We start from the raw sequence: 12,666 nt of genomic DNA, 5'->3' as shown, positions 1-12,666 counted from the left end.
TAGGTGAGCTCGTCAGAATGTCGTATCAACCGGAAACACTTACAAATTCCGTTCAACCCCCGGCCCTGCCAGGTCCCGAGAACAAGCCCCTTGATATCCGAAACGTGTTGCCGGAAAAGTCGGTAGTGGTTGCATTACTCCCCGACTCAAGGCAATCTGGAAAGGATGTCTCCCAAGGAGACCCATCCAACATCAGAGCATCAGGAGCAGACGTGACGCAAAGAATGCAGGCAGGAAAGCTGTCGATACACGAGGATCTCGCCGCGGCCATCAGGACCATCCTGGACGGAACCGGACTGGACGAAGCCGTTTTCTGGACCGGCGCCGAAGCCGTGTTCCGGGACTTCACCCCGCGCAATCGGGAACTGCTGGCCGAACGCGACCGCATCCAGGCGGCCATGGACGAGTGGCACCGGGCGCACCCCGGCCAGCCCGGCGACAAACAGACCTACCATGCCTTCCTGCGCGAGATCGGCTATCTCGTGCCCGAGGGCGGGAATTTCACCATCACCACCCAAAACGTGGACCCGGAGATCGCGACCATCGCCGGGCCGCAACTGGTCGTCCCGGCGACCAACGCCCGGTTCGCCCTGAACGCGGCCAACGCCCGCTGGGGCAGCCTGTACGATGCACTGTACGGCTCGGACGTGATCGAGAAGGACGAGGTCCCGAGCAAGGGGTACGACCCGGTGCGCGGCCAGAAGGTCATGGCCTGGGCCGCCGCCCACCTGGACGTCGCCGTGCCCCTGGCCGAGGGCTCGCACAGCGACGCGACCGGCTTCGCCGTGGCCGACGGCCCGTCCGGCAAGGAAGTGGCCGTGACCCTGCCCGGCGGCAAGACCACCGCCCTGCGCGACCCGGCCCAGTTCGCGGGCTTCGTCGAGGAGGACGGCGCGCTCAAATCCCTGCTCTTCGTAAGGAACGGCTTGCACATCGAGTTGCAGTTCGACCCGGAGCACCTTGTGGGCCGCGACCACCCGGCGGGAGTCAAGGACGTGGTCCTGGAATCGGCCATGTCTACCATCCTCGACTGCGAAGACTCCGTGGCCGTGGTCGACGGCGAGGACAAGGCGCTCACCTACCTGAACCTGTTCGGCCTGATCCGGGGCGACTTGACGGCCAGCTTCGACAAGGGCGGCAGGACCGTGACCCGCGCACTGAACGACGACCGCACCTATGCCGCGCCCGGCGGCGGGACCGTGACCCTGCCCGGCCGGAGCATGATGCTGGTGCGCACCGTGGGCCACCTGATGACCACGGACGCGGTGCTGTTGGATGGCCCCGATGGTCCCGAGGAAGTGCCCGAGGGCATCCTGGACACCCTGGCCACCGGGCTGATCTTCCTGCACGACATACAGGGCGACGGACGGTGGCGGAACAGCAAGACCGGCAGCGTGTACATCGTCAAGCCCAAGATGCACGGCCCCAAGGAGGTCGCCTTCACCTGCGACCTGTTCGCCGCCGTGGAAAAGGCGCTGCACATGCCCGCCCTGTCCCTCAAGGTCGGCATCATGGACGAGGAGCGCCGGACCACCCTGAATCTCAAGGAATGCATCCGGGCCGCCAAGGACCGGGTCATCTTCATCAACACCGGATTCCTGGACCGCACGGGCGACGAGATCCACACGGCCATGGAGGCCGGGCCCGTGGTCCGCAAGGAGGCCATCAAGAATGAGCCGTGGATCGCGGCCTACGAGGACTGGAACGTGGACATCGGCCTGGCCTGCGGCTTCTCGGGCAAGGCCCAGATCGGCAAGGGCATGTGGGCCAAACCGGACATGCTCAAGGAGATGGTCGAGACCAAGGGCGCGCACCCCAGGGCCGGGGCCAACTGCGCCTGGGTGCCCTCGCCCACGGCGGCCACTCTGCACGCCCTGCACTACCACCAGGTGGACGTTTTCGAGCGCCAGCGGGAACTGACCGGAAAGATGCGCGCTTCCCTGGACGCCCTGACCACCCTGCCGCTCATGCGCGGTGAGCGCCCGTCCGAGGACGACGTGGCCCGCGAGCTGGCCAACAACTGCCAGTCCATCCTCGGCTACGTGGTCCGCTGGGTGGACCAGGGCGTGGGCTGCTCCAAGGTGCCCGACATCAACGGTGTCGGCCTGATGGAGGACCGCGCCACCCTGCGCATCTCCAGCCAGCACCTGGCCAACTGGCTCAGACACTCCGTCTGCACCGAAGCGGCCGTGCTCGACACCCTCAAGGCCATGGCCGAAGTGGTCGACCGCCAGAACCGGAATGACCCCGCCTACCGGCCCATGGCCCCGGACTTCGACGGGAGCGTCGCCTTTCAGGCCGCATGCGACCTGATCTTCAAGGGGGCGAGCCAGCCCAACGGCTACACGGAACCAATCCTGCACGCCATGCGCCGCAAGGTGAAGGCGGGCGAGTAACCCGTAGGGAGAAACGAGCATGCAGCCCGTTACCACATCCATATTCGAACTGCTCAAGATCGGCCCCGGCCCATCCAGTTCGCACACCATCGGCCCCATGAAGGCCGGATTCGACTTCATGCGCCTGGTCCGGGAACTGCCCGAAGCGGACCGCAAACGGGCCGACGGCCTGGAGATCAGGCTGTTCGGCTCCCTGTCCGCCACGGGCGAGGGCCACGGCACGCCCAGAGCGATCCTGTCCGGCATGCTCGGCTCCCAGCCCGACACCTGCGGGGCCGACACCCTGGAGCGGTTCCTGGACAAGGACAAACCCTTCGACCTGGACCTGGGCGTCAAGTTCCTGCCCTTTGCACCGGGGCAAATCATCAAGGACGCCGTGCAGCACGACTACGCCCACCCCAACACCATGATCTTCCGACTCAAGGCCGGGGACGCGGTCCTGCTGGAGCGCATCTACTACTCCGTGGGCGGAGGCTTCCTGCGCTGGGATGGCTGGGAGGAGCCGGAGCGCGGCGAACCCGCCTATCCCTACTCGACCATGGCCGAGTTGAAGAAGCACCTGTGCGGGCGGGACATCCGCCTGCACGAACTCATCCTGGCCAATGAGATGGCCATCACCGGTGCCACCGAGGACGAGATCAACATGGGGCTGGACCACATCATCTCGGTCATGGAGCAGGCCGTGGAGACCGGCATCCAGACCTCGGGCGTGCTGCCCGGGCCCATCGGCCTGCAGCGCAAGGCCGCGGCCATGTACAACCGTGCCCGCCAGGAGTACTTCCAGGGGCCCGGCTTCATCAAGGCGCTCAACGCCTACGCCCTGGCCGCCTCCGAAGAAAATGCGGCCGGGCACTGCGTGGTCACCGCCCCCACCTGCGGGGCGGCCGGCGTCATCCCGGCCATCATCTTCATGCTCAAGCGCCACACCGGGGCCCTGCAGACCGAGCTGCGCGAGGGGCTGCTGGCCGCCTGCGCCATCGGTTTTTTGTGCAAGCACAACGCCTCCATCTCCGGAGCCGAAGTGGGCTGCCAGGGCGAGGTGGGCGTGGCCTCGACCATGGCCGCGGCCATGATCGCCTATGCCCGGGGCTACCGCTTCCAGGTCACGGAAAACGCCGCCGAGATCGCCCTGGAGCACCATCTGGGGCTGACCTGCGACCCGGTGGGCGGGTTCGTGCAGATCCCCTGCATCGAACGCAACGCCATGGGCGCGGTCAAAGCCTTCAACGCCTACCTGATCGCCTCCACCCTGGACGAGAGCTACCAGAAGGTGGACCTGGACAAGGCCATCCGGGCCATGGCCCAGACCGGGCGGGACATGTCGGGCAAATACAAGGAGACCTCCGAGGCGGGGCTGGCCCTAAGCTTCACGGAATGCTGACCATCCGCTGGGCGGCCCGTGCCGCCCGGCGGTCTCGTTCTTCGCCCCCGGCCGGATGCTGAACAAGGTTCAGCGCCACTGGCCGGGGGCAGAATTTTGATTGCTTTTCAGCCGGTTCCCTGCTAAAAAAACTCTTGGCTTTTGCCCATTTTTATTTCGGAGTTCACAGTGATTTCTTTCAACGGCGTCAACAAGTGGTACGGGGACTTCCAGGTCCTCAAGAACATCAATCTCAATATCACCAAAGGCGAAGTGGTAGTTGTCTGCGGCCCGTCCGGGTCCGGCAAGTCCACCATGATCCGCTGCATCAACCGGCTGGAACCCATCCAGGAGGGGGACATCCTGGTGGACGGCATGAACGTCTCCGACCCGCGCACCAACATGACCCTGCTGCGCGCCGAGGTCGGCTTCGTCTTCCAGCAGTTCAATCTCTATCCGCACATGACGGTCATGGAGAACGTCACCCTGGCGCCGACGCTCGTCCGCGGCATGAGCCGGGGCGACGCCACGGCCATCGGCATGGACCTGCTCAGAAAGGTCGGCATCCCGGACAAGGCGGGGGCCTACCCCTCCCAACTGTCCGGCGGCCAGCAGCAGCGCGTGGCCATCGCCCGCGGCCTGGCCATGCAGCCCAAGATCATGCTCTTCGACGAGCCGACCTCCGCCCTGGACCCCGAGATGATCAACGAGGTCCTGGACGTCATGAAATCCCTGGCCCGCGAAGGCATGACCATGGTCTGCGTGACCCACGAGATGGGCTTCGCGCGCGAAGTGGCGGACCGGGTCATCTTCATGGACGACGGGTATCTGATCGAGGAGAACACGCCCGAGGAATTCTTCCACAACCCGCAATCCGACCGGACCAAGGACTTCCTCAGCAAGATTCTCAGTCACTAACGGATTTATGCCCTTGCCGGACACGGTGTCCGACAAGGGCTTTTTCATACGACTCATCAACCAGGAGAGGTAAATGAGAGTTCTCAAAATCACCGCCATGGCCGCGCTGCTGGTCCTGGCCGCTTCCGTTGCATTCGCCGGTCCCACCTACGACCGCGTCATGTCCACCAAGGTCATCAAGGCCGGCCTGTCCAATCAGGGCATCCCGTTCGGCTTCATCAACGACAAGAACGAGTGGGTCGGCTTCGACGTCGACATGGCCACCGAGATCGCCAAGCGCCTCGGCTGCAAGCTCGAGAAGGTCGTGGTCAACAACAACACCCGTATTTCCTTTGTCCAGACCAACCCGCCCAAGGTGGACATGGTCCTGTCCAACATGACCCACAAGCGCGTGCGCGACGAGAAGATCGACTTCTCCATCACCTACTTCTTCGACGGCCAGAAGTTCCTGGCCCGGAAGGGCGCGGTCAAGGACGTCAAGGACCTGGCCAACATGAAGATCGGCTCCATGCAGGGCACGACCTCCATCGTCAACGCCAAGGCCTACCTGCAGGAGCTGGGCAACCCCAATCCGCAGGTCACCGGCTACGACGGCGAAGTGGCCATGTTCGAGGCTCTGAACTCCGGTCGCGTCCAGGCCATCTCCACCGACTCCACCCTGCTGCTCGGCTACGCCGCCAAGGTGCCCGGCAAGTACGAACTGGTCGGCGACTTCATCTCCGACGAGCCCTACGGCATCGGTCTGCCCCAGGACGACTCCGCCTGGCGCGACACCATCAACTTCACCCTGCAGGACATCTGGAAGGACGGCACCTACAAGAAGATCTACGACAAGTGGTTCGGCCCGAATTCCGACTACCCGTTCCCGCTGACCTCCAAGATCGAGATGTGGCCGTAGGCCCCTGTCCCGAAGCATGTAAACGGGTCCCGGAGCTCTCTGCTCCGGGACCCTCTTCCTTAAAAGAGCACGATGTTTAAACGGTATTTCGAAAAAATCTGGGTCCAGAACGTGACCCTGCTGGTCCTGACCGCCCTGATGGTCTACTATTTCGCCTTCGTATTCGAATTCAAATACGATTTCGACTGGGCCGTCTTCACCCACAAGGGCCAATACGGGCACATGGGCCTGCTGATGCTCGAGGGGCTGAACACCACCCTGACCATCACGCTCTATTCCTCGATCATCGCCCTGGCCATGGGCACCGTCTTCGGCCTGGCCCGGCTGTCCAAGTTCAAACCGGTCTACTGGTTCGCCACCTGCTACGTGGAACTGTTCCGCAACACCCCGCTGCTCATCCAGCTCTTTTTCTGGAACTTCGCCCTGCCCTACGCCTTCCCCGAAGACCTCCGCCTCAAGCTCTTCGACATGCATTTCGAGTTCTGGTGCGCCACGGTCGGTTGCGGCATCTTCACCGGCGCGTTCATGGCCGAGATCATCCGCGCGGGCATCCAGTCCATTCCCAAGGGACTGCTCGAAGCCTCCTACTCCTCGGGCCTGACCTTCTCCCAGACGCTGCGCAAGGTCATCCTGCCGCTGGCCTTCCGCGAGATCATCCCGCCCCTGGGCAGCGAGTTCCTCAACAACATGAAGAACACCTCCCTGGCCATGACCATCGGCGTGACCGAACTGTGCTGGTCCATGACCGAAGTCTACTCCCTGACCTACCGCACCTTCGAGGCCTTCAGCGTGGCCACCCTGGTCTACCTGGCCATGTCCCTGGCCATCGCGGGCATCCTCTACATCGTCAACGAACGCCTCAAGATCATGTCCCCGGACCGGACCACCCCCCTGCGCAGGGTGGCCGACATCCTTTTCTGGCCCCTCGACTTCCTGGGCCGCAAGCTCGAATACGTCTTCTGGTATTTCCGCAAGAGCCCGGACCAGCGCACCATCTCGCCCTTGAGGCAGTCGTTGCGCGTGGTCGGCAAGCAAACCATCCTGTCGCTCAAAATCCTGTTCGTGGCCACCCTGGCTTACGTCCTCTACGAGGTCGGCACGGCCGTATATCATTTCAATTGGGAAATCATTTGGGCCAATCTCAAGACCCTGCTCATCTGGCGCTTCCCCGACGGCGACGACACCGAGTTCTTCCTCGGTCTGGGCGGTCTGGCCGGCTCCCTGCTCATGGCCGTCATTTCCATCGTCGGCAGTTTCCTCATCGGGCTCGTCCTGGGCATGGGCCGCACCGCCAAAAACCGCGTCTTCCGCATCCCGAGCCTGCTGTACATCGAAATCATCCGGGGCATTCCGCTCATCCTGGTCATCCTGTGGTTCTACCAGGCCATCCTCCCGGTCGTCTTCAAAGTGGACCTGGACGCCTTCTGGGCGGCCACCATCGCCCTAACCTTCTTCTTCGGGGCATACATCGCCGAGACCGTACGCGGCGGCATCGAAAACATCCCCTCCGGCCAGGTGGAAGCGGCCAAGGCGTCCGGCCTGACCTACTTCCAGACCATGCGGAAAATCATCCTGCCCCAGGCACTCAAACAGATGCTCCCCGCCCTGGTGGGCATGTTCATCGCCGACTTCAAGGACACCTCGCTGGCCTACATCATCGGCGTCATGGAGCTGACCCGCGCGGCCTACGCCGTCAACAACCGGATCATGGTCCACCCGTTCGAGATCTACACCACCGTGGCCGTGCTCTACTTCGTCTTCAGCTACTTCATGAGCCTGTACGCCAAGCGGCTGGAACGCAAGCTCAGCCCCGAGGCCATGCGCATCGAGATGTAGCCGGTTCAGCGACACTGGCATATGAAGGGGGAGCGCAGACGCGCTTCCCCTTTTTTGTTCCCGAAACACTCCGCCCTCCCTGTCCCGAGGCGGTCGCAGCCCGGCTAATCTGCGCAACGGCGCGCAAAAACGGTACGCCGTGCGCGGTGATCTTTTCCCCAACAGACCGTATTCATGGGATATTTACATTGGCACGTCCATTGCGATCAGCAAAGTGGCATTCACCAACAACCACTGGAGGTTCGCATGTCCCGCTTTCTGACCGTCACTCTGTCCCTGTGCGCGCTGCTTCTGGGCGCGGGCCTGGCCTCGGCCGCCGCGCAAGCGCCGGGCGATCTCAAGCTCGGCCCGCCCGCAGGAATCAAGGCGAGCAAGGCCATGGTCGAGTTTTCCCATGCAGGGCACGGCGCGGCCGATGTCCAGTGCGTCACCTGCCACCACACCTGGGACGGCAAGTCCGATATCCAGGGCTGCGCGGCCACCGGCTGCCACGACCAGCCCGGCAAGAAGGGCGAGACCGCCTTTTATACGGCCTTCCACGCAAAGAAGACCGACCGCAGTTGCCTCGGCTGCCACAAGACCCTGAAAAAGGCGGGCAAGGCGGTTCCGGTGAGCTGCGGCCAATGCCACGAGAAGTAAGCCATACGACCATACCCCCACATCCTCCCCAAGCCGAAGACCCCGCCCCGCCAGGCGGGGTCTTCCCGTTCCCGCCCGCGCACCAGGGCGCACGCACCGTCCAGATCCGGTGCGCGCGTGCGCAAACCCTGCGCTCCCCCGCAGGAGAGTCCACATTAAAATACTGATAATTCATGATGTTATTAATGGCACGTCCCTTGCCATATGGTAAACGAAGCAACCACAACCCAGGAGACAGTATGCGACGCCTTCTCATCATCACCGTGACCCTTTGCCTGCTCACCCTTTCCGCTTCGGCCTGGGCCGGTCCCGGCAACCACCGCGCGGCCGCCCCCGGCTATGCCAAGCACGTGGTCGTGCACCGGTCCGTGGCCAAGGGCCCGGCATGGGGGCACCGAGCCATGCCCCGCCATCCGGCTCCCCAATGGGCCCACCGCCCCGGCCACCGCTACGGCCAGCGCCATGTCTACCGTTCGCGCTATGTCGCCAGGCGTTGCGAGCCGGTCCACCGCCGCCCCGTTGTGGTCCGCGAACGCTCCCTGAACCGTGGATCGGTCCTGGAATACTCGATCAGGATCCGGACCGCCAACTAGCCCCCGGCGGCCTCAGCCCAAAAGAAAAGGCCCGCTCCAAAGCGGGCCTTTTGTCGTTCGCTGGAATGCGCGCGATCAGGAGACGCGGATCGCCTCCTTGACCGCCTTGAGCTTCTTGACCTCGGCCAGGGCCGAATAGAGCTGGTCCAGATCCTTGACCTCCACGGTGAAGTTGAGCAGCGAGGTGCCGTCCACCTTGGACTCGAAGTTGCCGGAATCGATGTTCACGTCCAGGTCCGCGAGCATGGTGCAGATGCGCCCGAGCATCCCCGGCTTGTTCAGGCACTTGATCTTGACCTTGGCCGGGTACGGTTTCTCCTCCACGCCCTCCCAACTGACCTGGATGAGCCGCTCGTCCTCGAAGTTACCGACGTTGGGACAGTCGATGCGGTGCACGGTCACGCCTCGACCGCGGGTGATGTAGCCGATGATCGGCTCGCCGGGCAGCGGGTTGCAGCAACTGGCGAAGCGCACCAAGACGTTGTCCACGCCGGATATCTGCAATCCGTCGGCCTTGGGTTTCTTGCCGATCTCCACGCCCGAGGCGACGATCGGTTCCTCGTCGGGCTCGGCCTCGCCCTTTTCCCTGATCTTGCGCTCGTCCAGGGTCTCACCGTGCAGGACCGCGTACAGCCGTTTGATGACCTTGCGCGGGGTGTAGCGCGAAAAGCCGATCTGGGTCAGGAGCTCGTCCAGGCTGCCGCAGTTGAATTCCGCGGCCAGCTTGGTCAGTTCGCCGTCCTTGATGGCCTTCTGCACGTTGATGCCGACCCGGCGGCCTTCCTTCTCGAGCATCTCCTTGGCCAGGTTGATGGCCCGCTCCTTCTCCACGGTGCGGATGTAGTGCTTGATCCGGGTCCGGGCCTTGGCGGTCTTGACGAACTTGAGCCAGTCGCGGCTGGGCACGCGGTTCTTGTCGGTGATGATCTCCACCGAGTCGCCGTTCTGAAGCCGGTATTGCAGGGGCACGATGCGCCCGTTGACCTTGGCTCCGGCACAGATGTCGCCCACCTCCGAGTGGATGGCGTAGGCGAAGTCCACGGGCGTGGCCCCGTCCGGCAGCTCCTTGATGTCGCCGTTGGGCGTGAACACGTAGACCTCGTCCTGGAACATCTCGAGCCGCAGGGAGGACATGAACTCGCGCGGGTCGGACAGTTCGCGCTGCCAGTCCATGATCTGCTTGAGCCAGGTGTACCGCTCGGCGTCGCGCCTGCCCGCGGTCTTGCCCCGCTTGGCCCCCTTGCCCACTTCCTTGTACTGCCAGTGGGCGGCCACGCCGTTTTCGGCGATGCGATGCATCTCCTCGGTGCGGATCTGTATCTCGATGCGCTCCCCTTCGGGCCCCATGACCGTAGTGTGCAGGGACTGGTACATGTTCGCCTTGGGGATGGAAATATAATCCTTGAACCGGCCGGGCACGGGCCGCCAGGCCGCATGGATCAGGCCGAGCACGGCGTAACAGTCCTTGAGCGAGTTGACGATGACCCGGAAGGCGATAAGGTCGTATATCTCGTCGAAGGTCAGCCCCTGCTGCTCCATCTTGACCTGGATGGAATGCAGGTGCTTGGTCCGGCCGAAGACACGGCCCTTGATCTTGTTCACCTTGAGCATGTCCGAGATCAGTTCGATGACCTTCTCGATGTACGACTCGCCCGCGGCCCGGTGCTCGTGCACCGCCTCGGAGAGCTGCGCATAGACGTCGGGACGGAGGTATTGCAGGCAGAGGTCTTCCAGCTCGGTCTTGATCCGGTGCAGGCCCAGCCGGTTGGCCAGGGGCGCGTAGATGTCCTGGGTCTCCTGGGCGATGAGCCGCTGCTTGACCGGCTTCATGTACTTGAGGGTGCGCATGTTGTGCAGCCGGTCGGCCAGCTTGACCATGAGCACGCGGATGTCCTCGGCCATGGCCAGGATGAGTTTGCGGATGTTCTCGGCCTGCTGCACGGCCTTGGACTCGAAGTCCATCTTGCTGATCTTGGTCACCCCGTCCACGATGTCGGCCACGTCCGAGCCGAACAGCTCCTCGATCTCGTCCACGGTGGTGTCCGTGTCCTCCACGGTGTCGTGCAGCAGCCCGGCGGCCACCGTGGCCTCGTCGAGCTGCATGTCGGCCAGGAGATAGGCCACGTTCATGGGGTGGGAGATGTACGGCTCGCCCGAACGCCGGACCACGCCGTCGTGCGCCTGGGCGGAAAAGACGTAGGCCCGTTGGATCAGGTCCAGGTCGGGTTCCTTGATGTATGAGGCCACCTTGTCGGTGATTTCATTGATGCGAATCATGTATGTCCGTCCGTCTTACGGCTGATGCTGCAGCCTGCGCGGTATCCACCACTTCTCTGAGTTGTAGCCGATCCCCGCCGGAGCCGCCTTGATATTCTGTATCCGGGCCTGAACGATGGGCAGGGACATGGGGATGTAGAGAAAACAATAGGGCACTTCGTCGTGCAGGATCTCCTGCACCCGATCGTAGATAGGCTTGCGCTCCTCCTCCCGGACCAGGTGCCGCCCCCGCTCGAGCAGGTCGTCCAGTTCCGGGTTGGTGTAGCGGATGAAGTTGAGCCCGCCGTCCACGGCCTTGGACGAATGCCAGACGTTGTAGATGTCAGGATCCTGCAGGATATTCCATCCCAGGATAATAGCGTCGAAACGGCCCTTGTCAATGAACTCCTTGATGAACGCGGCCCACTCCACCGTGCGCAGGGAGACCTGGATACCGACGTCCTTGAGCCGCTGCTGCAATATGACGCCGGTCTTGCTGCGCTGGGTGTTGCCCTGGTTGGTGATGATGGAGAAGACGAACCGCTTGCCGTCCTTGTCCAACCAACCGTCGCCGTCCGAGTCGGTCCAGCCCGCCTCGGCCAGGAGTTCTCGGGCCTTGTCCGGGTCATAGGGGCGCGGCTTGATGTTCGCATCATACTGCCAGGTGCCCGGCTTGTACGGCCCGTTGGCCGCCTCGCCCAGCCCGTAGAGCACGCCCTTGACCAGCTCCCGCCGGTCGATGGCGTAGTCGATGGCCCGGCGCACGCGCACGTCCTGGAAAAAAGGATGCCGGAAATTGAAGCCGAGGAAGGAATACCCGAAGGAGAGGAACTTGAACTTGCGGAAACTGCCGTCCCAGCCCGGCCCCGAGGTCTGGTAGAGGTACTGCAGAGGGTCGAGCCCCATCATGTCCAGATTCCCGGCCTTGAGTTCCAGGAACTGGGTGCCCATGTCCGGGATCATGCGGTAGACCAAGTGGTCGATGTACGGCTTGCCTTCGAAATAGTTCGGATTGGCCTCGAGCACGATCCGGCTGCCGGCGGTCCATTCCTTGAGCATGTACGGCCCGGCCCCCACGGGTGCGCGGCTGTACTTGGTGTCGACGATGTTCTCCCCTTCCAGGAGGTGCTTGGGCAGGATGTCCGTAGCCCAGGATACCAGCGCCTTGGCAAACGGCTGGTCGTAGGTCACCTCGAAGGAGAACTTGCCGGTCTTGCGGAACTCCTTGACCAGCTTGAAGTTGCCCGCATAGGCCGTGGGCGTCTTGGGGTCGATGGTCAACCGGTAGGTGAACTCCACATCGTCGGCCGTGAGCTGGACGCCGTCGGTCCAGTAGATGTCCCGGCGCAGCTTGAACTTGAGCAGCTTGCCGCCGTTCAGAACCTCGTAGGACTCGGCCGCGTAGGGCACCAGGTTGATGTCCTTGTCGTACTTGAGCAGACTGACGTAGATCTCGCTGCCGATCATGTGGGAGGGTTGATCCGAAGACAGGATGGTGATCAGATTGCTCGGCTCGCCGAGCATGGGCTGGACCAGAGTGCCGCCCTGCTCGGGCTCGGCCGGGATATCCGCCGGGTTTACCGGAGCCACGGGCGTGGCGGGGCCGCCGCCGTCGGAACAGGCGGACAGGAGCATCAGGCAGAACAGGGGCACTAGCAGGTTCTTGAGTCTCATTTTCCCTTGCAAAAACAATTTGGTTGAACCATATAATTATGCGAGCATGGTTGACATTTCCAGTATGGCCCAACGGGTGCGAAAAGCCAAGGGGCC

Annotated in this window: 9 protein-coding genes; 7 read left to right on the top strand and 2 right to left on the bottom strand. The window is 63.2% G+C overall.

Features of this window, described 5'->3' with window-relative positions; all coding sequences use genetic code 11:
- Positions 1-212 precede the first annotated feature (212 nt).
- The 7 genes from V8V93_RS10145 to V8V93_RS10115 all read left to right on the top strand — a co-directional run bounded on the left by V8V93_RS10145 (position 213) and on the right by V8V93_RS10115 (position 8,640).
- A complete protein-coding gene (locus tag V8V93_RS10145; protein WP_338666563.1) occupies positions 213-2,396 on the top strand; it encodes a malate synthase G in 2,184 nt (727 codons plus the stop codon).
- Positions 2,397-2,415: 19 nt separating this feature from the next.
- Positions 2,416-3,777: an L-serine ammonia-lyase gene (locus tag V8V93_RS10140; RefSeq protein WP_338666562.1), complete on the top strand. Its 1,362-nt coding sequence runs from the start codon at positions 2,416-2,418 to the stop codon at positions 3,775-3,777.
- 168 nt (positions 3,778-3,945) lie between these two features.
- Positions 3,946-4,674, top strand: a complete 729-nt coding sequence (locus tag V8V93_RS10135; RefSeq protein WP_338666561.1) for an amino acid ABC transporter ATP-binding protein — start codon at positions 3,946-3,948, stop codon at positions 4,672-4,674.
- Between the two features lie 73 nt (positions 4,675-4,747).
- A complete protein-coding gene (locus V8V93_RS10130; RefSeq protein WP_338666560.1) occupies positions 4,748-5,572 on the top strand; it encodes an ABC transporter substrate-binding protein in 825 nt (274 codons plus the stop codon).
- Positions 5,573-5,644: 72 nt separating this feature from the next.
- Positions 5,645-7,408: an amino acid ABC transporter permease gene (locus V8V93_RS10125; protein WP_338666559.1), complete on the top strand. Its 1,764-nt coding sequence runs from the start codon at positions 5,645-5,647 to the stop codon at positions 7,406-7,408.
- A 246-nt stretch (positions 7,409-7,654) separates the two neighbouring features.
- Positions 7,655-8,047 (top strand): cytochrome c3 family protein, encoded by a 393-nt coding sequence (locus V8V93_RS10120; RefSeq protein ID WP_338666558.1) that lies wholly within the window; start codon positions 7,655-7,657, stop codon positions 8,045-8,047.
- A 239-nt stretch (positions 8,048-8,286) separates the two neighbouring features.
- Positions 8,287-8,640, top strand: a complete 354-nt coding sequence (locus tag V8V93_RS10115; protein ID WP_338666557.1) for a hypothetical protein — start codon at positions 8,287-8,289, stop codon at positions 8,638-8,640.
- Positions 8,641-8,715: 75 nt separating this feature from the next.
- On the opposite strand, the gene V8V93_RS10110 is transcribed toward V8V93_RS10115, so the two are convergent.
- Entirely contained in the window at positions 8,716-10,917 is a 2,202-nt protein-coding gene (locus V8V93_RS10110; protein ID WP_338666556.1) for a RelA/SpoT family protein, read from the bottom strand.
- A 15-nt stretch (positions 10,918-10,932) separates the two neighbouring features.
- On the bottom strand, positions 10,933-12,570 hold the full coding sequence (locus tag V8V93_RS10105; RefSeq protein ID WP_338666555.1) for a peptide-binding protein: 1,638 nt from the start codon (positions 12,568-12,570) through the stop codon (positions 10,933-10,935).
- Positions 12,571-12,666 lie beyond the last annotated feature (96 nt).

The sequence above is a fragment of the Pseudodesulfovibrio sp. 5S69 genome, from assembly GCF_037094465.1.
In the GTDB taxonomy this organism is placed as follows: domain Bacteria; phylum Desulfobacterota; class Desulfovibrionia; order Desulfovibrionales; family Desulfovibrionaceae; genus Pseudodesulfovibrio; species Pseudodesulfovibrio methanolicus.
Note: the sequence above shows the minus strand (reverse complement) of the source record. Positions and strands in the feature narration are given on the sequence as shown.

Coding starts and splice junctions, on each gene's coding strand:
- V8V93_RS10140 (WP_338666562.1), top strand. CDS start 2,416: ATGCAGCCCGTTACCACATCCATATTCGAACTGCTCAAGATCGGCCCC.
- V8V93_RS10110 (WP_338666556.1), bottom strand. CDS start 10,917: ATGATTCGCATCAATGAAATCACCGACAAGGTGGCCTCATACATCAAG.
- V8V93_RS10120 (WP_338666558.1), top strand. CDS start 7,655: ATGTCCCGCTTTCTGACCGTCACTCTGTCCCTGTGCGCGCTGCTTCTG.
- V8V93_RS10130 (WP_338666560.1), top strand. CDS start 4,748: ATGAGAGTTCTCAAAATCACCGCCATGGCCGCGCTGCTGGTCCTGGCC.
- V8V93_RS10105 (WP_338666555.1), bottom strand. CDS start 12,570: ATGAGACTCAAGAACCTGCTAGTGCCCCTGTTCTGCCTGATGCTCCTG.
- V8V93_RS10115 (WP_338666557.1), top strand. CDS start 8,287: ATGCGACGCCTTCTCATCATCACCGTGACCCTTTGCCTGCTCACCCTT.
- V8V93_RS10125 (WP_338666559.1), top strand. CDS start 5,645: ATGTTTAAACGGTATTTCGAAAAAATCTGGGTCCAGAACGTGACCCTG.